The sequence below is a fragment of the Streptomyces roseochromogenus subsp. oscitans DS 12.976 genome, from assembly GCF_000497445.1.
Lineage (GTDB): Bacteria > Actinomycetota > Actinomycetes > Streptomycetales > Streptomycetaceae > Streptomyces > Streptomyces oscitans.
Genome location: NZ_CM002285.1, coordinates 2,458,350 through 2,480,338 on the forward strand (window position 1 = coordinate 2,458,350; position 21,989 = coordinate 2,480,338).

The 21,989-nt window shown below is 72.3% G+C and carries 19 protein-coding genes; 5 read left to right on the forward strand and 14 right to left on the reverse strand.

The features are described from left to right. From M878_RS47555 to M878_RS60575, 11 genes are all read right to left on the reverse strand, one after another. On the reverse strand, positions 1-465 hold a 465-nt coding region (locus M878_RS47555; protein ID WP_031224686.1), incomplete at its 3' end, for a beta-ketoacyl synthase N-terminal-like domain-containing protein. Positions 466-548: 83 nt separating this feature from the next. After that, on the reverse strand, positions 549-1,766 hold the full coding sequence (locus M878_RS60530; RefSeq protein WP_031224687.1) for a beta-ketoacyl-[acyl-carrier-protein] synthase family protein: 1,218 nt from the start codon (positions 1,764-1,766) through the stop codon (positions 549-551). Next, positions 1,756-1,998, reverse strand: coding sequence for an acyl carrier protein (locus M878_RS60535; RefSeq protein WP_023546243.1), 243 nt, complete (start codon positions 1,996-1,998; stop codon positions 1,756-1,758). Before M878_RS60535 ends, M878_RS60530 begins: the two co-directional genes overlap by 11 nt. Beyond that, a complete protein-coding gene (locus M878_RS60540) occupies positions 1,995-3,059 on the reverse strand; it encodes a UbiA family prenyltransferase (protein ID WP_023546244.1) in 1,065 nt (354 codons plus the stop codon). The genes M878_RS60535 and M878_RS60540 overlap by 4 nt, the downstream gene beginning before the upstream one ends. A 1-nt stretch (position 3,060) precedes the next feature. Continuing rightward, positions 3,061-4,335, reverse strand: coding sequence for a cytochrome P450 (locus M878_RS60545; protein WP_023546245.1), 1,275 nt, complete (start codon positions 4,333-4,335; stop codon positions 3,061-3,063). 253 nt (positions 4,336-4,588) lie between these two features. Then, entirely contained in the window at positions 4,589-5,935 is a 1,347-nt protein-coding gene (locus M878_RS60550) for a class II 3-deoxy-7-phosphoheptulonate synthase (protein ID WP_031224690.1), read from the reverse strand. Between the two features lie 68 nt (positions 5,936-6,003). Then, a complete protein-coding gene (locus tag M878_RS60555) occupies positions 6,004-6,903 on the reverse strand; it encodes an acyl-CoA thioesterase (protein WP_063750620.1) in 900 nt (299 codons plus the stop codon). 130 nt (positions 6,904-7,033) lie between these two features. Then, positions 7,034-7,738 carry a 4'-phosphopantetheinyl transferase superfamily protein gene (locus M878_RS60560; RefSeq protein ID WP_158692679.1) on the reverse strand — a complete coding sequence of 235 codons (705 nt, stop codon included), beginning with the start codon at positions 7,736-7,738 and terminating at the stop codon, positions 7,034-7,036. Between the two features lie 4 nt (positions 7,739-7,742). Then, positions 7,743-9,137, reverse strand: coding sequence for a nitrosuccinate lyase (locus M878_RS60565; RefSeq protein ID WP_023546249.1), 1,395 nt, complete (start codon positions 9,135-9,137; stop codon positions 7,743-7,745). Beyond that, entirely contained in the window at positions 9,134-11,092 is a 1,959-nt protein-coding gene (locus M878_RS60570) for an FAD/NAD(P)-binding protein (protein ID WP_023546250.1), read from the reverse strand. Before M878_RS60570 ends, M878_RS60565 begins: the two co-directional genes overlap by 4 nt. Positions 11,093-11,373: 281 nt before the next feature. Beyond that, on the reverse strand, positions 11,374-12,447 hold the full coding sequence (locus tag M878_RS60575) for a ParB/RepB/Spo0J family partition protein (RefSeq protein WP_051430077.1): 1,074 nt from the start codon (positions 12,445-12,447) through the stop codon (positions 11,374-11,376). A 276-nt stretch (positions 12,448-12,723) separates the two neighbouring features. On the opposite strand from M878_RS60575, the gene M878_RS60580 reads away from it, so the two are divergent. The 3 genes from M878_RS60580 to trpD all read left to right on the forward strand — a co-directional run bounded on the left by M878_RS60580 (position 12,724) and on the right by trpD (position 16,030). Beyond that, a complete protein-coding gene (locus M878_RS60580; RefSeq protein WP_037730097.1) occupies positions 12,724-13,341 on the forward strand; it encodes a ScbR family autoregulator-binding transcription factor in 618 nt (205 codons plus the stop codon). An 82-nt stretch (positions 13,342-13,423) separates the two neighbouring features. Continuing rightward, entirely contained in the window at positions 13,424-14,866 is a 1,443-nt protein-coding gene (locus M878_RS60585; protein WP_031224696.1) for an MFS transporter, read from the forward strand. Positions 14,867-14,971: 105 nt separating this feature from the next. Next, the gene (gene trpD / locus M878_RS60590; RefSeq protein ID WP_023546254.1) at positions 14,972-16,030 is read left to right on the forward strand and encodes an anthranilate phosphoribosyltransferase; all 1,059 of its coding nucleotides are present in this window, start codon (positions 14,972-14,974) and stop codon (positions 16,028-16,030) included. A gap of 72 nt (positions 16,031-16,102) precedes the next feature. On the opposite strand, the gene M878_RS60595 is transcribed toward trpD, so the two are convergent. From M878_RS60595 to M878_RS47560, 3 genes are read right to left on the reverse strand one after another with little or no spacing between them, the layout of a single operon-like run. Beyond that, positions 16,103-16,966, reverse strand: coding sequence for an NAD(P)H-binding protein (locus M878_RS60595; RefSeq protein ID WP_023546255.1), 864 nt, complete (start codon positions 16,964-16,966; stop codon positions 16,103-16,105). 16 nt (positions 16,967-16,982) lie between these two features. Beyond that, positions 16,983-17,759 (reverse strand): SDR family NAD(P)-dependent oxidoreductase, encoded by a 777-nt coding sequence (locus tag M878_RS60600; protein ID WP_023546256.1) that lies wholly within the window; start codon positions 17,757-17,759, stop codon positions 16,983-16,985. Next, positions 17,756-18,697, reverse strand: coding sequence for a ScbA/BarX family gamma-butyrolactone biosynthesis protein (locus tag M878_RS47560; RefSeq protein ID WP_158692680.1), 942 nt, complete (start codon positions 18,695-18,697; stop codon positions 17,756-17,758). The genes M878_RS60600 and M878_RS47560 overlap by 4 nt, the downstream gene beginning before the upstream one ends. 298 nt (positions 18,698-18,995) lie before the next feature. Between M878_RS47560 and M878_RS60605 the strand changes: the two genes are divergently transcribed. Beyond that, entirely contained in the window at positions 18,996-19,625 is a 630-nt protein-coding gene (locus M878_RS60605) for a ScbR family autoregulator-binding transcription factor (RefSeq protein WP_023546258.1), read from the forward strand. Between the two features lie 1,334 nt (positions 19,626-20,959). Further along, complete coding sequence (locus M878_RS60615; RefSeq protein ID WP_031224700.1) at positions 20,960-21,904, forward strand: hypothetical protein; 945 nt, start codon at positions 20,960-20,962, stop codon at positions 21,902-21,904. The last annotated feature ends 85 nt before the right edge of the window (positions 21,905-21,989 follow it).

Genomic DNA, 21,989 nt, shown 5'->3' on the forward strand with positions numbered 1-21,989 from the left:
GGACTGCGGGCCCCACACCGGGTTGACCGGTCCGCCGGCGCCCTGGGAGGCGTTGTGGATGGCGAGGTACTCGTTGCGGCCGGCGTGCAGGGTGCCCAGGACGACGCCGGTCCGGTCGGGGTCCACGGCCTCGCGGACGCCGGCGGCGTGCGCGGCGTACAGCAGCAGCCGGGCGTCGCGGCTCATGGCGCGGGCAGCGCGGGCGCCGGCCACGTCGGTGAGGTCGAGCGGGGTGCGGACGTGGCCCGCGAAGACCTCCGGGTCGGTGTCGTCCGCCGTGGCCCGCTCCGGGTGGGCGGCGGGCAGTGGGTTGGCGACGAGCGGGACTCCCTGGGTGGTGAAGGGCCGCCGGCCGTCCAGCAGGTCCTCGAAGAGCCGGGCGACCGAGGTGCCGCAGGCGGTCACCGCTCCGGCAGCGGTGATCACGGCGCCCGTCGAGGGCGGTGACGGATTCGGTGTACGCACATCAATCCTTCAGGCAGTGAGGGCGGTTGACGAGGGGCGCCCGGCCCGTCGGGGTGGGGCGCGTCGGCGGGCGTGCGGGCGGCTCAGTCCGGGTAGCGCGCCAGCACGATCGCCGAGGTGTTCCCGCCGAAGCCGAACGCGTTGCTGAGGGTCACCCGCACGGGCATGTCGCGGGCGGGTCCGCGCACCACGTCCAGGCCGGCGCAGCTCTCGTCCGCCTCCCGCAGGGTGGGGTTGCCGGGGACGCGGCCGTCGCGGATGGCGAGGACACACGCGATGGCCTCCACGGCGCTCGCGCCGCCCTGGGAGTGGCCCATCAGGCCCTTGATGGAGGAGACCGCGGGCGTGCCGCCCCGGCTGCCGAAGTACTCGGCCAGGCAGGCCGCTTCCAGGGAGTCGTTGGCCGGGGTGCCGGTCCCGTGCGCGCTGACGTAGTCCACCTCGCGCGGGTCGATGCCGGCCTGTTCGAGGCTGTCCTGCATGCACCGCAGCATGCCGAGACCCTGCGGGTGAGGGGCCGTCATGTGGTGGGCGTCGGCGGCGAGCGCGTAGCCCGGCAGTTCGGCCAGGACGGTGGCGCCGCGCCGCACCGCGTGCTCCAGGGACTCCAGCACCAGGACGCCGGCGCCTTCGGAGGGCATCATGCCGCGCCGGTCCCGGTCGAAGGGGCGTACGGCGTCGGGGGCCAGCGCGCGCAGGGTGGTGAACAGCCGGTACACGGATTCCGACAGTTCGTCCACGCCGCCGGCGACCATGGCGTCGGCCTGTCCGGAGCGGATGGCGTCGGCGGCCATCGCGAGGGCGGTGTTGCCCGCGGCGCAGCCGGCCGCGACCACCTGCCGGGGCCCGCGCAGTCCGAAGGCACGACCGGGTTCCCGGGCCAGCGACTGCGGTGAGTCCCAGGAGAAGTCCTCGGTGAGCGGGCGGCCCTGGCGGCGCAGTTCCTCCAGATGCGGGCGGGTGCCCATGACGGTGCCGACCACGATGCCGGTGCGTGCCAGACCCGGGTGGCCGAGCAGTCCGGCGTCTCGCAACGCGGCGTCGACGGAGTGGTGGACGTAGCGCAGGGAGCGCGGGACGCTGCGGCCGTCCGAGGTCAGCGGGGCGGTCAGGGCGGGGTCGGTGACCTCGGCGGCCAAGTGGGTGGGGTATCCGTCGGTGGGGAACCGGGTGACGGGTGCGGTCGCGACGGTTCCAGCCGTGACGTTGCGCCAGAACTCCTCGACCTCGGTGCCGAGCGGGGTGGCCAGCCCCAGGCCCGTCACGACAACCCGGTGGCGGCCCCTCGTGTCACGCGACATGCCGGGCGACCTGACGGCAGAGGTCCTCGACGGTGTCGCTGACGGCGACCTGCTCGTGGGTGAGCGAGCAGTTGAACCGGGACTCGATGTGGGCGACGATCTCCAGCTTCTGCAGCGAGTCGCCGCCGAGGTCGTCATAGAAACGAGCCTGAGGGGGCACCTGTTCGGTCGGCAGGGTCAGTACGCCGGCGACGACGTCGGTGACCACGGCGCGGATCTCGGTCTCGTTCATGAGTGCTCCTTGACGGTGAGGGCGGGGCCGAACAAGCGGACCCAGCGGCGCAGATGAGACAGGGTCAGGCCGCCTGACCAGTGCAGGGTTTTGGAGGCCACGAGCCAGTAGGCGATCCCCGCGGCGGCGGCCGCGGCGGCGGCCCGGGTCGGGGCGCAGGCCGTCAGGCACAGCGCGAGGAAGTAGAAGGTGTACTGGTGCATCACCTCGCGGGCCGCCTCACGGTCCAGCGGGGCGACCGCCCGGGACGCGGCGGTGACCACGAGCGCCGACACCGCCACGAGCGGCAGCAGCGCAAGGGCCGGCAGCGGCAGGACGTGCAGCGCCGCGTACAGCGCCAGCAGCAGGAACGGTGCGCCGATGAAGGCGTACACGGCGGCGCCCCGTCCGATCCGGGCCACCGAGAGCCACAGGCTGGAGTAGCCCAGGCGACGGTCGCCCTCGACGTCGGTGATGTCCTTGATGCCGGACAGACCGAGGCTGAAGGCGGCCAGCACGGACACGGCCGGCAGTACCGGGGACAGCAGGGTGTCATATCCGCCGTACACCGCCCAGCCGGTCAGCAGGGGCGTGATCAGCGGTGCGGTCAGGGCGAGCAGGGCAAGGACGCGGTGGCGCTTGAAGGCGGGGCCGATCGAGTAGCCGATGGCCACGCCGATGTCGACCAGCAGCAGGGCGGGCAGGGCGAAGCCGGGGTGCCGCCAGGTGAGGGCCGCGCCGATGAGGACGAACACCGTCCAGGACAGCACGGCCACCGCAGTGAGCCGGGACCAGCCGAACTCCTCGCACAGCCGGGTGCGTTCGGGCCGGTTGACCTCGTCGGCCGCCCGGTCGGCGATCCGGTTGACCGACTCGGTGCCCACGCAGTAGGCGAGCCACATCGGCACGCCCAGCAGGGCCAGGCCGGGACCCAGGTGCCCGGTGGCCGCGAGTCCGGCGGCGAAGCCCACCCAGTAGTAGGCGGTGAAGCGGACGCTGCAGCTGCGCAGCAGAAGCAGCACCGCACGGCGGGCGGTCGGCGGTCGCACCCGGTGGGCCGGGGCCGTCAGGGGGGCGGTCATGTCAGCTCACCCGCTTTCGCACCACGACCGGAAGGCGGGCCGGGCCGCGCAGGCCCATGCCGGGCTTGTAGGCGATCGGCTCCTCGGCCAGGGCGAGCGAGGTGATGCGCACGGTCAGCCCGCGCAGTGCCTCCTTGGCCATCATCGTGGCCAGCGGGGCGCCCAGGCAGTAGTGAATGCCCCGGCCGAAGGACAGGTGGTTGCGGCCTTCACGCCCGATGTCGACGGCGTCGGGGGCGGGGAAGGCCCGCTCGTCACGGTTGGCGGAGGCGACCAGCAGGATCACCGCGTCGCCCGGCTCGATGACCTCGCCGTGCAGTTCCATCCGCTCCAGGGCGATCCGGCCGACCTGGTGGGCCGGGGGCTCCAGCCGCAGGATCTCCTCGAGTGTGGCGTCGGTCGTCTCCGGCCGCTCGGCGATCCGGGTGAAGGCCTCGGGCTGCCGGGCGAAGACGACGGCGGCGTTGCCCAGCAGGTTGGAGAACGTCTCCTGTGCGGCGACGACCAGCAGGACGCAGGTGGCCGCGATCTCCTGGGTGGTGAGCGCGCTGCCCTGGTCGCGGGCGCGCACCAGCTGGGAGACGAGGTCCTCGCCGTCGCCGCCGGCCCGCCGGGCGGCGAGTTCGAGGAAGTAGGAGGTGCAGGCGGCGACCGCGGTGCGGCGGGCCTCGGCGACCTCGGGGGGCAGGGCGACGTCCAGGTCCAGCAGACCCGCGATCTCGGTCGACCAGGTGGTGAACTGCGCCTGGTCCTCGGCCGGGATGCCCAGCATGGTGCCGAGGACGCGGATCGGCATCGGGGTGGCCAGCCGCTCCATGAGGTCGAAGCGCTCGGGGAGTTCACCCAGGAGTTCCTCCACGATCGCGGTGACCGCGGACCGCAGGTTCCTGATCATGGCCGGGGTGAAGGCCTGGCCGACCAGACCGCGCAGCCGGGTGTGCTCCGGCGGGTCGGTCAGCATGAACAGCTTGGCGTCCCAGTCGTCCAGGCCGAGGCCCAGGAAGGGCGGCGGCTCGTCGCCGGCCTCGCCCATGATCTGCTGGAAGAACTTGGAGTTGGCGAAGTCCTTCCCCATCCGTCGGTCCCGCAGGAGCAGTTCGCAGTCCTCGTAGCGACTGACCAGGAAGGCGCCGAGCGGCCCGCGCAGCACCGGGAAACGGTCGCGCAGAACGCGGTAGGCGGGAAACGGATCGGCCTGGAAAGAGGGATCGGCGGGATTGAAGGGCAATTCGGCGACACCGGCGCCGGAGGAGGCGGAAACCTCGGTCTGAGTCATTTCTGAAGCCTTTCGGAAACGGCCGGTTCAGGGCCCTGCGAAATCAGCGACTGCACCGCGCACGAGGGGTCAGGGAAACAGTCGGGGAACAAAGCGTCAACCGCGATCGGCCGCCGGGTGCACGAACGGCCGGCCGTGCTGCGACGCACAGGCGGGGCAAGGCGATGGGGAGCGGTGGGCAAGGACCGGAAACGCGGGCGGGCAAGGGGGGAATTTCCCCGGTTGCACGCCCGGTTCCGGCCCGGCGCGGCGGTCAGTCCCTGAGCATCTGCGCCAGGAGGAAGGCCAGTTCGAGCGACTGGCGGTGGCTCAGACGTGGGTCGCACGCCGTCTCGTAGCGCCGGTGCAGGTCCTGGACGAGCAGCCCGTCCGCGCCGCCCAGGCACTCGGTGACGTCGTCGCCGGTCAACTCCACATGGACGCCGCCCGCATGCGTGCCCAGCGCCCGGTGCACCTCGAAGAAGCCGGACACCTCGTCCAGGATGTCGTCGAAGCGCCGTGTCTTGTGACCGCTGGTCGCCTCGAAGGTGTTGCCGTGCATGGGATCGCACACCCAGGTGACCGCGACGCCGTTGGCGGTCACCTTCTCCACCAGCCCGGGGAGCACGTCGCGGATGCGGCTCGCGCCCATGCGGGTCACGAACGTCAGCCGGCCGGGGCTGTTGCCGGGGTTGAGCCGGTCGGCGTAGGCGAGGGCCTCGTCCGCGGTGACGGACGGGCCGAGTTTGACCCCGATGGGGTTGCGGATGCGGGCGAAGTAGTCGACGTGCGCCCCGTCCAGGTCACGGGTGCGCTCCCCGATCCACAGGAAGTGGCCGCTGGTCGCGTACGACAGCCCGGTGCGCGGGTCGGTGCGGGTGAGGGCGTCCTCGTAGTCGAGGAGCAGCCCTTCGTGCCCGGCGAAGAACTCGACGCCACGGGTGGCGTGGGGGTCGACGCCGCAGGCTTTCATGAAGCGCAGCGAGCGGTCGATCTCGCCGGCCAGGTCCTCGTAGCGGCGGCCGGCGGGCGAGTCGCGTACGAACCCCTGGTTCCAGGCGTGCGCCTCGCGGAGGTCGGCGGAGCCTCCGGTGGCGAAGGCGCGCACCAGGTTGAGGGTGGCCGCGGAGGAGTCGTACATCCGGCGCAGTCGGCGGGCGTCGGGGGTGCGGGACGCGGGGCTGAACTCCAGCCCGTTGACCGCGTCCCCACGATAGGCGGGCAGCGTGACGTCGTCACGGGTCTCGGTCGGCCGTGAGCGCGGCTTGGCGTACTGGCCGGCCATCCGTCCCACCTTGACCACGGGCACCTGTGCGGCGTACGTGAGGATCACGGCCATCTGCAGCAGGGTGCGCAGTTTTCGGCGGACGGAGTCGGTGGTGGTGCCGGTGAACGTCTCGGCGCAGTCGCCGCCCATGAGGACGAAGGCCCGGCCGTGGGTGACGTCGGCCAGCCGGGCGGTGAGGCGGTCGGACTCCTCGGCGGAGACGAGTTCGGGTGCGCGGGCCAGTTCGGCGGTGACGGCGGCGAGCAGCGCCGGATCGGGCCACCGGGGCTGCTGAGCGGCCGTCAGGTCGCGCCAGGTGCTGTGCGCCGTGCGCGGTACGGGTGCTGTGGTCATGTCGGGTTCACGCATCACGGCCTTCGCTTCGGTCGGCGGGACAGTGGGTGGGCGCTCGGCGGGCACGGTCATCGGGCCCCCTCGTGGCCGCGCGGGCCCAGCCGGAACAGCGCCTCCTGGACCACGCTGGCCACCAGCCGGCCGTCCTCGTCGAAGAAGCGGCCACAGGCCAGGCCCCGGCCCTGGCCGGCGGTCGGGGACTCGCAGTCGTACAGCAGCCAGGTGTCGGCCCGGAACGGGCGGTGGAACCACACCGAGTGGTTGAGGCTGACCATGGTGACCGGGTCGAGGCCCCAGTAGACGCCGTGGCCGAGCAGGATCGAGTCCACGAGCGTCAGGTCGGTGGCGTAGGCGAGCGCGGCCTGGTGCGACAGGGGTGTGTCCGGGAGCCGTTCCACGGCGCGCAGCCAGGCGCGGTGAGCAGGCCGCCCGGGTCCGCGTGCGGCACCGGCCCAGGGCGGCTCGGTCTCGTAGCGCAGGTCGAAGGGGCGGACGACGTCGGGGATCGCGCCGAGCCGACCGGACATGGGGCCGAGCGCGTGCGCGTACGTCGGCCACCGGTCGGGCGGGGGTGCTGCGGGTGCGGTGACGGCGTGTTCGGGGCCCTGCTCGGTGTCCTGGAACGAGACGGTGACCGTGCACACGGCCCTCTCGCCCTGGCGTACCGCCACCTGCCGCACCCCGAAGGACCGGCCGTCGTGCAGATCCTGCACGTGGAAGTCCAGGGGACGGGCGGGATCCGCACCGCGCAGGAAGACGATCTGCGCGGCGTGCGCGGTACGGCCCCCGGGCACGGTACGGGAGGCCGCGGTCAGCGCCTGGGCGAGCAGTTGGCCGCCGAAGACGCGGGGCGGGGCGGCTGCCGGGCTGTGTCCGCGGAACACTCCTGCTTCGATTTCCTCCAGATCCAGTATTTCCAGCAGCGGGCTCGTGGCCGCGTTCTTTTCGGCGGCTCGCGTTTCTGACATGGGAGATGGAATCCAATCCGCGGGAGGGCGAGAAAGAGCGGTGCGCACAACGACGGAATGAGGGGCGGGAAATGCGTGCGAACTCCGGCACACTTCGGTGAATTTCCCGGTGGTGCAGAGCCGTCGGCCCTCAGCCGGCCGCGGGCAGCACGGTCCAGCACAGCACCGCTCCGGCCACCCACCGCACCCTTGTCCGCAGCACGGGCCCGGCCTGCCCGTGCTGCCATGCCTCGAACCCGTGCGGGACGGGTCGTACGGCGATGTCACGCAGGGTCCGCGGCGATGCGGCGCCTCCGGGCAGGGCGGCGAGGGCCTTGAACACGGCCTCCTTGGCGGAGAAGACCGTGTGCAGCAGCCGCCGGGCCGCCGCCGGATCACCGGCGGCGGTCGCCTCCAGCCATCCGGCCTCCCGGGGAGTCAGCACCAAGTGTGCCGCTTCCAGGGGGAGTTGATGCAGTTCAAGGTCGACACCCACCGTACGGCAGGTGTCCCTCCGCGCGGCAAGTGCGACCGCCGTCCCGCCGGAGTGGGTCAGTGAGGCCACGGTCCGGTCGGGCACCTTCGGCCGCCGACCCTCGTAGGAGATGTCCGGGGCGGGGCAGCCGACCGCGTCCAGGGCCCGGCGCAGTGCCCACCGGCCGGCCAGGAACTCCTGGCGTCGCGCGGCCCCCATGCACCGGGCGAGGCCGCGCTCGGCGGGACCGCCGGGCAGAAGCGCGGTCTCCTCGGTGCCGGCCAGACCGAGTGCCAGACCCTGTGCCGAAAGCAGCGGGCGCAGGGCCCGGACGGCGTCGGCGAGGCTGCTCACCCGCCCCTGGGGCACCGGTGCACGCACCGTGTCACCGCGGCCTCGGCCCGACCGCGCGGTCGACCAGGGCTCCGGCGGCACCGACGTAGGAGTCCGGGTCGACGAGTCCGGTCAGCTCGGCGGGGGCCAGGGCCGCACGGACCTCGGGAAGCTCGGCCAGCACCTGGTGGAGCGGGCGGTCCAGGGTCCGTGCGGTCGTGGAGGCCTCGTCGACCAGCTCGCGGGCGCGGGCCTTGCCGAGCGCGGGGACCAGGCGGGCGGCGATGCGTTCCGTGACGAGTTGCCCGCCGGTGCGGGCGAGGTTCTCCCTCATTCGGTCGGGGTGCACGCGCAGTCCCTCGGCCAGTTCGACCGCGGTGTACGCGGCGCCGCCGACCAGGCGCAGGCATTCCCGCAGCGGCTGCCATTCGGCGTGCCAGGCCCCGCCGGAGCGCTCGTCCTCGGCGAGCAGGCACTGCGTCAGGCCCGCTGCCAGCACAGGGACCTGGAGAGCGGCGGTGCGGATGAGGGTGGCCAGGACCGGGTTGCGCTTGTGCGGCATGGCCGAGGAACTGCCCCGGCCGGGCACGAACGGCTCGCTGACCTCGCCCAGTTCGGTCCGGGTCAGGTTCTGCACATCGACGGCGATCTTGCCCAGCGCTCCCGCGGTGAACGCGAGGGCGGCGGCGACGTCCGCGATCGGGGTGCGCAGCGCGTGCCAGGGCAGGGCGGGCCGGGACAGCCCGGTCTCGGCCGCGAAGGCCTCCTCCAGGTCGGTCACGTACTCCTCGGGTGTGCGCCGTACGCCGCCGATGCCGGCGTACTCCAGGTATCCGGCGAGTGTGCCGGCCGCGCCCCCGAGGGAGACCGGCAGGTGCTGCCCGGCGACCCGGGCGAGCCGCTCCTCGGCGTCCAGCAGCGACTGGCGCCAGCCGGCCGCCTTCAGCCCGAAGGTGGTGGGTACGGCCTGCAGCGCCAGGGTGCGGCCGGCCATCGGGGTGTCGCGGTGTTCGGCGGCGAGGCGGGCCAGGGCCTCGGCGGCCCGCGCCAGGTCCGCCCTGATGACGGTGAGCGCGCGCCGAACCACCAGCATCGCGCCGGTGTCGAAGATGTCCTGGCTGGTGGAGCCGCGGTGGACGTAGTCGGCGGCGGCCGGGACCTCGGCCGCGACGAGCCGGGTGAGGGACTGCACCAGGGCGACGACGGGGTTGGCGGTCTCGCGCGCGGCGAGGGCGATTTCCCTGAGGTCGAAGCGGGTGGCGTCGGCGGCGCGGGTGATGGCCTCGGCGGCGAGGACGGGCAGGGTGCCCAGTTTCGCCTGCGCCCGGGCCAGGGCGGCCTCGGCGTCCAGCATGGCCTGCAGCCAGGCCCGGTCGCTGACGGCCGCCTCGACCTCGGTGCCGGCGCGCACGGGCGAGAGCAGCCCGGTATCGGCCATGTCCTTCATATGATCACTCCTGTGATGTCCGCGTCGGGCACGGGCGCGTCGACCGTCGGCTCCAGCTCCAGCACCGCGCGGGCGACGGCGTCGGAGTCACCGAGGGTCACCGAGTCCACGCCGGGCCGGATGCCGGCCGCGGTGGCCCAGTGCACCGACTCCGTGGGCACTCCGTACGCGAAGCGGCGGGGGTGTTCGCGGCCCTGTGCGTCGAGCAGACGGTAGGGGCGTGTGCCGACGGCGAGTCCGCCGGTGTGGTAGGTGGTGCCGCAGGCGGCGGAGATGCGGTGGGTGGTGGCCTGGCCCGTGCCGAGCAGGTGCAGCAGCAGCGGGTCGGCGGTGCGGCGCACGTCCGCGTCGGGGATCCGGGCCTCGATCAGCGCGGTGGCACGCACCGGTGGCCCGGGTACGGCCGTGGACGTGGTGACGTACGTCGAGGAGCGCAGGTCGATGCGGATGACCGTGTCCGGGCCGGTCAGTTCCAGGACCCCGGCCTCGATCAGTGCCGCCGTCTCCTCGATCCGCGAGGCGGGCGGCCCGATGGACAAGAACGCGTTCAGGGGTGTGTACCACCGGTCGAGGTCGTCGCGATGGGAGTCGCCGTCGAGGCCGCCGTGGTCGACCGCCAGCCGGACCTCGTTGCGCAGATCACGCAGGACGTCCAGGGCCGCTTTGAGCGGGTTGCTCACGTTGCCACCACGGGCCTGGCGTACGTCCGCGGCCAGGTGGGCGCTCAGCCAGGCCTGGAAGTCGGCCCGGTCGGCGAAGGTGCGGCCGGCGTAGGGCCGCTCCAGCCGCGCCCAGTTCCAGCGCTCCTCGGCGGTGATGCCGTAGGCGTCCAGGAGGCCGGGCAGCTCCGTCTCGTCGGCGTGCAGATAGCCGGTGACGAGGCGCTCGCGATCCGCGCCCCGGCCGCGGGCGGCCAGCAGGGCGCCGTAGTAGACGCTCTCCACCTCTCGGGCGATCAGCGGCCACAGGTCCCGGCGGAAGTCGAGGCCCTCGCCCGGCGGGCGCGAGCCCCGCAGCGCGGTGACGTGGTCGGCGGTCAGCAGCCGGGGGTGGTGACGGCCGTGCGCGCCCTTCTCGTTCTCGCCGCGGGCGTGGTACGGGATGCCCCGCCGGGAGGTGGCGAAGAGCACCGGTTCGTTGCCCGAGGGCCGGTACACCAGGCGCTCCGCCCCGTCACGGGCGAAGGTGCCGCCGCGGCCCGTGGTGAGCAGGGCCATGTAGTCGAAGAAGTTCAGGCCGAGCCCGCGCAGCAGGACGTGCTCACCGGGCGCGATCACGTCGAGGTCGACGTCCGCCGGGTTGGCGGGCGGCAGATAGGTCAGGCCGTGCACCCGGGCGAGCTGAGCATGGCGCTCCTCGCGGGCCGTCGGCCGGTTCGCGAGGTGTCCCTGGGCAAGGACGACGGCGTCCAGCGGCTCGAGCCAAGTGCCGTCCTCCAGGCGTACGGCCTGGGCGCCCCGGTGCTCGCCGGACAGGTCAGTCACCGCCACCGCGCGCTGTCGGTACGTCCGCACGGTCACATGGGCGGGGGCGTCCCGCACCACGCGCTGGAACATGTCGCGCAGGTAGCAGCCGTAGAAGGCCCGTGACGGGTAGGAGTCGGGGGTCAGGTCCCGGGCCTCGGCCAGGGTCTGGTCGTCGCATGCCCCGAAGCCGCCTCCGGCGAGCCGGCGTGCCCACTCGTAAAGGCTGGGTCCCGGTTCGACCGGGCCGTCGATGCGCACACTCTTGTCGGTGAACACGGTTATCTGGGAGGCGACGGTGTTCATCAGCAGCAGGCGGGACTGCTCGGGCCGCCACACGGCTCCGGCTCCCGGCGTGCCGGGGTCCACCACGTGAACGGTCACGGCGGAGTGAGTGGGCGTCATCCGTGCGTTGGCGCACAGCCGTTCCAGCACGGACAGTCCGCGGGGTCCGGCGCCGACGATGCACAGGGCAAGGGCACTGCTGGGCATGGAAGGGTATCCGTTTCACGAGGAGGCAGCCCGCCGCCGCGCGTCAGCGCAGGGGCCGGGGGCCGCAGCGGGTTCGGCCGGCTGACCGGCCGGACCGGGTTCGGGCGCGGCCGGGCCGGGTTCGGCGCGTGGGTTTCGCACGATGTGCGGATGTCGTGCGGTGCGGGGGCACCCGAGTGCCCCCGCACCGCCGCGCCCGAATCAGCCGGACGCCGAACATACCCAACACCCGGGCCGTCCAAGGGGCGGCCGGCGAACAGCGCCTGACGCCCGCGGAAGGTTCAGGAGGCGACGGACGTCACCGTCACCTCGCCGGCCTCGATACGGGCGGCGAACCGGTGCCACTGCTGGGCGCATTCCATGGCCAGCGCCGAGACGACCTGCGCGCGGTGCCGCGGGACCGAGCGGGCGATACTGTCCCAGCGCTGCGGGTGCAGGACGTGCATCTCCATCATGCGCAGCAGCTGGCGGCCGTCCTCGGTGAGCCGCAGCGATGGGTCGCGGCACATCCGGCGGAACATGTCGATCCAGTCGAGGTTGTCCACCATCGGCTGCCGCGGCCGCTCATCCGTCTCCCAGCCCGGTGCGACGACCGACCACGGCTGTGGGCGGGGTGCGCTCTGCGGGGCCGGGGGCGTGGTGGGTTTCTCGCCGCGCCGGTGGCTGGGCACGATGTCGTCACCGCGGTCGAGGCGGGCGCGGACATCGCGCACGGTGCCCGGTGAGACGCCCGCCTGTTTCGCGATGGCACGCAGCGAGGCGTGCGGCGACTCAAGGATGAGCCGGCCGGCGATGCGGCGGCCCTCCGCGCTGTTCAGTGGGCGTCCCCGCCCGTCGCGCCCGACGCGTGTGGTGGCCTCGCCCAGGTCGCCGAGCTTGTGGCGCTGGGCGCCCACGGTCTTGGACGACAGACCGGTGACCCGCGCGATGGCACGGTCGGACCACTCCGGATGGGAGCCGAGGATGCGTACCGCGGCCGCCCTGCGGTCGGCGAGGGAGAGCGGCAGGCCGTGCCTGACGTTCGTCCTGACGGCGAAGACGAAGGCGTCCTCCGCGGATCCGTCGAAGAAGCGGACCTCGATCTCGGTCTCGCCGCGCAGGACCGCGGCCTTCAGGCGGTGCCGTCCGTCGACGACCTCCATGGTGGCGCGGTGGACGACCAGCGGTGGCCGTGCCTCGTCGGAGTCCGCCAGCAGACGTACGTGTTCCTCGTCCTCCGCGTTGACGCGCGGTGAGCGCCCGGGCCGGAGCGAGGCGACCGGTACCCGGTGCACCTCGGAGAGCCGGTCCTCCGCACTGGCTCTCGCACGTTCCGCCTCGTGAGCGGCCTGCTGTACGTCATCGGCCATAACCATGTCGCTGACACCTTCCCCGTTGGATGCCGCATGATCGTCACTCGAAGATTACAAACCAGACGATCGGTTTTCAACATCCTCACCGCAGTGGGCAACCGAGGAAGTTCCCCGTTTGCACGGCCCATCTGTCCATGTTTATAGGGAATTTGACGCCAGCTCGCCCGATCAAAGAAGGACGCCCGGTGCGGCAAAATAACCCGACGCGCGTCCTGCTACGCGATCATAGGTCTTTACCTTTCCGTGACCATCCTCACTGCTATCACCCAGGGATCCCACATGATCCAATCCAGAGCGGTGCGCACGCGCCAGGAACTGATCCGGGCCGCGGCGGAGGCGTTCGCGCTCCGCAGCTACCACCAGGCGACGATCGCCGACATCAGCGAGGCCGCCGGGGTCAGCCCCGGCGGCCTGCACTTCCACTTCACGAACAAGGCGGCCATAGCCGAGGCGGTGGAGGACGAAGCGGCCCAACTGCTGCGCGCCACCTGTCGCGACGCACGCTCGGGCGCACACACCAGCCTCCAGGCGCTCATCGACGCCTCGCACGCGATCGCCGCACTGCTCAGCGGGAACATCGTCGCCCGCGCAGGCCTCCTCCTCGGCCAGGAGCCCACCCGCTCTTCGAAGCTGTCCCTGCATCAGGAGTGGGCCGAGTGCATTCACCTGCTGGTCCGCCGCGCGGTCGAGGAGGGGCAGCTGTCCTCCGACGTCTCCCCGCGGGACCTGTACACGGCGGTACTCGCGGCGACCGTGGGACTGGAGGCGCTCGGCCGAGGCGACGGGCGCTGGCTCACCCCGCAGACACTCGCCTCGTTCTGGCGTCTGCTCCTGCCCCGCATCTGCCCGCCGCACCGGGCCGTCCACCTCAACCCGACCGGGACGGCGGCCCGTTGACCATTGGCGGATATTCTGTATCCATGATAGCCATTTAATGCCCAGTCAGAACGAGACATCAGAACGACATTCGGGAGAAGGCATGGCCCTCACTCGCTCGGACTCGTCAGCAGCCTCCGAGGCGGTGCAGCCACCCCCAGGATCGCGTGAGTGGCGTGTGCTGTCCGTGGCGCTCATCGCCGCGTTCATGGCGGTCTTCGACCTGTACGTGGTCAACATCGCCGCCCCGACCCTGCGCACCGACCTGCACGCCGGTGACGCCTCTCTGGAACTCGTGGTGTCCGGCTACGCGTTCACCTACGCGGCGGGCCTGGTAACCGGGGGCCGGCTCGGCGACCGCTTCGGCTACCGCACGATGTTCGTCGCCGGCATGGCGGCCTTCTCCGTCGCCTCCCTGCTGTGCGCGCTGGCCACGACCCCCGGCCAACTGGTCGCCGCCCGACTGCTGCAGGGCCTGACCGCCGCTGCGATGGTCCCCCAGGTCCTCGCCCTGATCACCGTCACTTTCCCGGCCGCCCACCGCGCCCGGGCGACCGGCTGGTACGGCGCGGTCAGCGGCCTCGGCGCCCTGTGCGGGCAGATCCTTGGCGGCCTGATCCTCAAGGCGGACCTCTTCGGCCTCGGCTGGCGCGGCATCTTCGTGGTCAACGTGCCCGTCGGCGTGATCGCGGTGGCGCTCGGCCTGACCGTTCTGCCGCGCACCCCGGCGGCGCAGAAGGCCAAGTTCGACCCGATCGGCGCGCTCACCGTCTCACTGGCCCTGGCCCTGGTGCTGGTCCCGCTCTCCCTCGGCCGGGAGTCCGGCTGGCCGCTGTGGACCTGGCTCTGCCTGATCGCCTCGGTCCCGGTCATGTTCGCGGCGATCGCCTGGCAGCGGTCCCTGCTCCGGCGCGGCGGCGCGCCCATCATCAACACCGCCCTGTTCCGCAACCGGCCCTACTCGCTGATGCTGTCGGCCGCTTCGACGTACCAGCTGTACTTCGGCAGCTTCCTGTTCGCCCTCACCCTGGTGGTGCAGAGCTGGCTCGGCACCTCCCCCGACCGGGCCGCACTCGTGTTCCTGCTCCAGGGCGTACTGTTCACCGTCGCGTCCATGGTCGGCGGAAAGCTGATCGCCCGGTACCGCACCGGTGTACCGGTGGTGGGCGGCGTCCTGGTGATCGCAGGCCTGCTGCTGATCACCGGCGAACTGGCGGCGGGCGGACCCGGGTTGTCTGCCTGGTGGCTCGTGCCGCCGCTGGCCGTGATCGGCCTGGGCAACGGCCTGCTGCTGCCCCCGCTGATCGGCGGCGCGCTGTCCCGCGTGCAGCCGGAGCAGGCGGGCGCCGCCTCCGGAACCCTGAACACGGCCCAGCAGTTCGCCAATTCGCTCGGCGTCACCGTGATCGGCACCGTGTTCTTCGCGCTCGCCGGACCGGCGCTGCACTCGGCGGGCCACGCCATGGAGATCCTCAACGTGGTGTACGCCCTCCTGACCGCCGCCGTGATCGCCCTGGTGAAGCTGGCGGACCGGGCCGGCCGCTGACGCGCCCGCCGCTGCCCCGACCCCGCGACCTGCCACCACCCGCCCCGCCCGTACTGCCCGTTGTCGTCCTGTAAGTCTCCCGTCACCGTGTGAGGAGAAGCTGGCGTGTCCGCTCAGTCGCAAGGCCGTAGCTGGCCGAAACTGCTGGATTCGCTGCTGCGCCGCAGCGACCTGCACGCGCGGGACACCGCTTGGGCCATGGACCAGGTGATGTCCGGCGCCGCCCCACCCGCCGCTCTTGCAGGCCTGTTGGTGGCCTTGCGCGCCAAGGGCGAGACCGTCGAGGAGGTCGAGGGGCTGGTGCGCTCCGCGTACCGGCACGCGCTGCCGCTGGAGATCGCCGGTCCCGCGCTCGACATCGTCGGCACCGGCGGGGACGGCTCCGACAGCGTCAACGTCTCGACGATGTCAGCGATCGTGGCGGCGGGTGCCGGGGCCCGGGTGGTCAAGCACGGCAACCGTTCCGCGTCCTCCGCCTGCGGCTCGGCCGACGTCCTGGAGGAACTGGGTGTGGTGCTCGACCTGTCCCCGCAAGACGTCCGGGACGTGGCCGAGGACGTCGGCATCACCTTCTGTTTCGCCCGGCTCTTCCATCCTGCGATGCGCCACGCCGCGCCCACCCGGCGCTCGCTCGGGGTACGTACGGTGTTCAATCTGCTCGGGCCGCTGTGCAATCCGGCCCGGCCCTCGGCCCAGGCGGTGGGTGTGGCGGATCCGGCCGCGGCACCGCTGATCGCGAGGGTACTCGCCCGCCGCGGCGTGTCGGCCCTGGTCTTCCGGGGCGACGACGGAGTGGACGAGTTGTCGGTCACCACGACCTCCGCCATCTGGTCGGTCACCGGCTCGGGAATCCGGTCCGAGACCTTCGACCCTCGCGACATCGGCTTCACGCTGGCCAGCCCCGACGCTCTCCGCGGTGGCGACCCCGCCCACAACGCCCGGGTGGCCCGTGACATTCTGGCCGGCGAACAGGGGCCGGTCCGCGACGCCGTGCTCCTGTCGGCCGCCGCCGGTCTCGCCGCGCTGGAGCCGTGCGACCGTCCGGTGGCCGAACGCCTGGAGGACGGCGTACGACGAGCCGCCGCGTCCATCGACTCGGGGGCCGCCGCGAGCATCCTGGAACGCTGGGTCGCGGTCACCGTGAAACGCGCGCTGGACGCCTGAGAAAACCGAAGGCGGTACCGGCCGAGGGGGATCCCCGGCCGGTACCGCCTTGTCGTGTGCGCGGCCGCTACGTCACGTACCTCGCGCGAAGGCCCGCAAGGACCGCTCGATCCAGGCGGCGTACGTGCCCGCGGGGCGGCCCAGCAGCCGCGCCACGGTGTCGGCCACGCCTCCCTTCGCATCGGCCGACCGCCCGTCGGCCCGGTCCACGAGGGCCTGGGCCACCGGTTCCGGGTAGCGCCGGTGCAGCATCGCCAGCGTTTCCTCCCGGGAACGCTCGGCGAAGGACAGCGGGCGACCGAGCGCCCCGGACAGGATCCGGGTCTGCTCCCGGGCCGTCAGCGCCTCGGGGCCGGTCAGCGGGTAGGCCCGTCCGGCATGCCCGTCCTCGGTGAGGACCCGGGCCGCCACCGCCGCGACGTCCGCCGGATCGACACAGGCCGACGGGACGTCCCCCGGCCAGTGCCGCACCGTGTCCGTGGCCTTCACCTCGGCGGCCCACGCCAGGGTGTTGGTCATGAACGCGCGGGGCCGCAGCAGTGTCCAGTCCGAGCCCGAGGCCCGGATGCGGTCCTCGCTCTCCCGCTGCCAGCGGGTCACCAGGTCCCGCGCCCGTGCCTGGGTGGCGGCGAGCGCGGACAACTTCACCAGGTGGCGCACACCCGTGTCGGCCGCGGCCCGCACCAGGTGGGCGTCCTGCTCCGGGCGGGTCGGGTCGGACGTGATGACGAGAACCGCCCGGACGCCGGTCATGGCCCGCCGAAGCGTCTCGGGAGCGTCGAAGTCCCCGATGGCGACCTGCGCTTCGGCGCCGGGTTCCGGCGCCGGTGCGCGAACCGCGTCGCGCACCAGCAGCCGGACGGGGTGGCCCGAACGCATCAGGGTCCGGGCGGTGAGCCGCCCCACCGTGCCGCTCGCGCCAGTGATCAGGATCACCGTGCTCCTCGTGTTGTCATCGCGCGGTCACCCCGCCGTCGACCGGCACGGTCGCCCCGGTGACGAAGGACGAGCCGTCGCCGAGCAGCCACGCGGCGGCCCTGGCCACCTCCTCCGGCTCCGCGAGCCTGCCCACCATCGACTCGGAGGCCAGCCGGTCCTCCAGACCCGGGTACTGGTCGAGCGCCTCTTGGAGCAGCTCGGTGCGGGTGGCGCCGATGGCCAGGACGTTGGCCCGGATCCCCTGGGACCCGTACTGGTCCGCCGCCGCCTTGGTCAGGCCGATCACGGCGTGCTTGGCCGCGATGTAGGGGGCGCCGGGCAGAAAGTGGCCGACGACCCCGGCGGTGCTCGACGAGCTGACCACGGCGCCGCCGCCCGCGGTGGCGATCATCGCGGGGATCTGGCGGCGCAGACAGTTCCACACACCTCGCACGTTCACGTCGAAGACCCGGTCGTACTCGGAGTCCTCCGTCAGATGCAGCGGCGTACGGGGAGCGCCCCAACCGGCGTTGTTGAACGCGCCGTCCAGCCGCCCATAGGTCTCGACAGCCGCCTCGACCACACGCCGTACATCCTGTGCCGAGGTGACGTCACCGGCGACCGCGTGGGCCGGGCCACGGGTCGCAGTGATCTCCCTGGCCAATGCCTCGAGGGGCTCAGGGTTGCGGGCCATCAGCACTACGCGGGCGCCTTCGGCGCTGAACACACGGGCGGCCGCGGCTCCGATGCCGCTGGAGGCACCGGTGATCATGACGACCTTGCCGGCGAGCATGCCCTGGGAGTGCGTCATACCGCCCTCCCCGCGAGCTGGAGCACCGGCTGCCTCTGCTCGGACGGGTACGGAAGGAACGTGAGCTCCAGTCCGTCCCCGCACGGGCTCAGGGGGATCACTCCGCGGGCCGCCTCCTGGTCGCGCTGCCACACCTGCACCGGTACCTCGACGGCTCCTCCGTCCGGCCGGGTCGGTGTGCCGGTGGTGAGGTAGCAGGGCAGGTCGTGCTCGACATAGTGGGAGAAGGCCGTCTGCATACGGGCCGTCACCGCGCCCGACAGACCGGTCACGGCCTGGGCCGTCTGCCGCATCGCCTCGATGATCGCCATGCCCGGGACATGATCGAGCGGGTGGTCGTAGAGGACCGGGTGATCGCGTTCGGCTCGCAGCAGGAACGTACCGGGCAGTCCACTCGACGCGATGACGACGTCCTGGGGACGTACCCGGCCCACGGCGACCGGCTCCACGGGAGCCGGAAGTGCGGGCAGGGCCGGATCCTCGGAGGAGCGGGCCTCGGCCCGCAGCCGCCGGTAGACGCCCGGCGACATGCAGCGGTAGTCGAACGTACCCGAAGCGACCTCCCGGCCCTCGCGCCTGAGCACCATCGTGCCCCGGACGCCGAACAGCGTCCGGCCGCGCCGCCGCACCTCCAGGCAGTTCACCTCCAGATCCAGCCGGGTCCGGGTGTCGGCCGGAGCCAGCGCCTCCCAGTCGACCGTGTGGCTCAGCTCGTTCATGACAAAGCTGTGCCCCTTCGGCACGTCGTACGCGACGTGACCGACGAGGATCCCCGCCTGCCGCATCGTCTCGGACACCAGTTGCGGATCACTGCCGCCGTCCGCGCACGGGCCGTAGAACCTGTGGTCCCGCGGCCAGTGCACAGAGACATTGAAACGATTCTCCTCGCATTGCTCCACCCCCGTGACGAGCACCTGCTCGCCGTTGCGGCGGTGCACCAGGTCCTTCAGCAGAGTCGCACTCCGCGTCGCAGCCAGGCACACGTCACCTCACCAGCTTTCGTTCCACCCCCGCCCAGCGCGGGAAGATCGGGAGCCAATAAAAACTGACTGATCGGTTTTGTCAATGAGAATTGACGACCTTATTTGGACGACATATCCGAAATGTCTCATTTGATGGAGCAAACAAACCATCCAGTTGTTCTCAAGAACGGGGATAGGATGCACCAAGCAATACGGCCCAAAGGAGAAGGAACGCAGCCCGGAGGAAGGGACATTGGCCCGCCAAGAACGCGCTTTGCGCACCCGAAGAAAACTCATCGATGCCGCCGCGGCCGTCATCAGCAAGCGCGGCTACCGGGCTGCCACGATCGCCGACATCATGGAGGCCGGCGACGTCACCAGAGGCGCGCTCTACTTCCACTTCAGCTCGAAGCGGGCGCTCGCCGACGCCATCATCCAGGAGCAGACCCTCCCCTACACGGTGACCGCGCCCGGCTCCCCGCTCCAGCGGCTCATTTCGATGAGCCTGGAGATCGGACGGGGGCTGCAGAACGACCCGTTGCTCAGAGCGGGCACCCGCATTACCGTCGATACGGTCTTCGACGATGCGCCGGTCACCCCGTTCGAGGAGTGGAACACGGTGGCCGTCGCGCTGCTGACGGAGGCCCGCGACGCCGGGGAGCTGCTGCCGCACATCGATCCCGGAACCTGTGGCGAGTTCATCGTGGCCGCCTTCACCGGAGTCCAGCTCTTCTCCCAGGCGGCGTCCGGTCACGCGGACCTGTCGGAGCGCATCACCAACCTGTGGCGACTGCTGCTGCCGGGCATCGCCCATCCCGCGGCGATCACCTACCTGAATCCGACCTTCCCCGACAGCCGCCCCGGAGCCCCGGCCGACCAGCCCCTCGAACCCTCGGACGCCTGAAGCACGTCGGCACCCGCCGCCACGGGTGAAACGGCGTTCCGACACGCTGCTCGCGCGGCTCATGACCGGGCGCCGGCGGCGGCGCAAGCGCTGAGGCATGCGCTGTGACGTCGCAGCGGTTCGGCTTCGAGAGCGGCACGCTCTACGCCTACAGCCAGGTCACGCAGGACCGCCCCGCGACGAGCGCGGGATCCTGCACGGCCACGCAGTCCGTCATCACACCGGCTCCGCCGGCGCACCGGCATGCCCGCGGCCCGGCCTACGGTACGCCGCCGACCCCGGACCGCGTCTCGGGGCTGCCACTGATCCTCTCAGGTCGCCGTCTGTGCCGCCCACGCCCTGACCGCCGCTCCGCCGTTGCCTCATTGACCGCCCGTGCGGCAAGCGGGCCGCCGCCCCGGCGGCTGCGGCTGCGGCTGCGGCCTGACAGGTGGTGCGCTCGCGGGCTCGATGTCGGTACCGAACCCTGAACTCAGTTCCTGTGCTTCGTCTCGCGGGCACCGGTACGCGCGTCAGGGTGAGCGGCGTAACAGGTCGGCCCCGCCTGTCGGTTGACGGCAACGGGACGGACGCGTGCTCGCGGCCGTTCAGGCAGCGGCCGAGCACACCGACCCGGTCCTGGTAGATCGCCTCGACCTCGCTGAGCACGGCGTCGTGCTGCTCCGTGAAGCCGGCGCCCGCAGCTCGCCGTGCCCGCACCCCGCGGACAGAATCGCGGCCTCCGCCTCCGACGCCCGCTGTCCCGGCCCCGGTTGCCATGCCGGACGGCGTCCGGGCTGATGCCGCCTGGGGACGTGCCGTCCGAGGAAAGCGTGCGTCCGTCCCCGCTCGGGTGCGGGACTTGTGACGTTTGAACGTTCGAATGCGCTGGAATTCCAGGGCACTTCCGTGACGGCTGTGCCCTGCGATGACGGATGACAACGACAACCGGTCTTCGGCCTTCGGCTGACCAGCGACCCCGCCGGTCCCGCCCGCTCTGCACCACGGGGCTGGACCGGCGGGCACCCGGCCCTCAGACCGGGGCCGCCCGACGACCAGTTGATCCCCGCCGAGAAGCGGCCGCCGGCTGCACGCCCGTCCCCGCGCGGGCGACGATCACACGGGCGGCCACGATCACCGCACGATCGCGACAGCCACGCCCACCCCGCCCCTCGGCCCGACCACGTGACCCATCCGCCTCGGCCCCGAAGGCCAAAGCGCGAAAATCTCCGCAAGTCGGCGGGTCTTCCACTGCCAGAAAACCGTCAACCGCATGACTCCGGTATCCCGCCCCTGGGGGTGGGCCCGGGCCGGGAGCCCTTGCCGAGACCGCTTTCCGTCCTACGGTCTGACGCATGTCCGAAACAGGAGCTTCCCCACTCCCCTCCACGCCCCCGGCACGCTCTCCGCTCTTCCGCGCCGAGCAGTTCGTGTGGCTCAACGCGCGCGTGCTGGAGCAGCACCTCTTCGCGTACCGCTTTCTGCACGGCACCCCGGACGCGGTGGAAGCGGCACTGGACGCCTACCGCAACGAGGACGGCGGGTACGGGCACGGGCTGGAGCCCGATCTGCGCGGGCCCATGAGCCAGCCCCTGCACACCGCGCACGCTCTGCGCGTCCTGGACGCCATCGGGCGCTGCGGCGGGCAGCGGGTCGAGCGGGTGTGCCGCTATCTGACGTCGGTCTCCACCGCGGACGGCGCCCTGCCGGCGATCCGTCCGAGCCAGCGCGGGTATCCGACGGCGCCGTTCGTCCCGGTCGTCGACGACCCTCCCAGCGAGCTGCTCGCCACCGGGCCGGTGGTCGGGCTGCTGCACCGCAACGAGGTGTGGCACGCCTGGCTGTTCCGGGCCACCGACTTCTGCTGGCAGGCGGTGGAGTCCCTGGGCAAGTCCCACCCGTACGAGGTGGAGGCCGCCGTGGCCTTCCTGGACTCGGCTCCCGACCGCTCGCGCGCGGAGGCCGCGGCGGACCGGCTGGGCCGCATGGTGCGGGAGCAACGGCTCGCGGTCCTGGACCCCGACCGGCTCGACGCGTATCCGGTCGCCTCCGGCTATGCCCCGGGCGAGCACCACTTCCCGCACGACTTCGCCAGGAGTCCGGAGTCGTTCGCGCGCGCGTGGTTCACGGACGACGAGATGGCCCGCTCCCTGGACCACCTGGCCGCCGAGCAGCAGGACGACGGCGGCTGGCCCATCAGCTGGCGCCAGTGGGCCCCGGCCCCCGCACTGGAAGCGCGCTCCCTGGTGACGATCGAGGCACTGCAAACCCTCCGGTCCTACGGCCGCTTCGTGGGCTGAGCCGGACGGCCGCGCCGGTCGCGTGTCACCCGCCGACGGCCTGGGCCGCGGTGCGCATGGGCGGGCAGCAGGCCGAGGCCCGGCG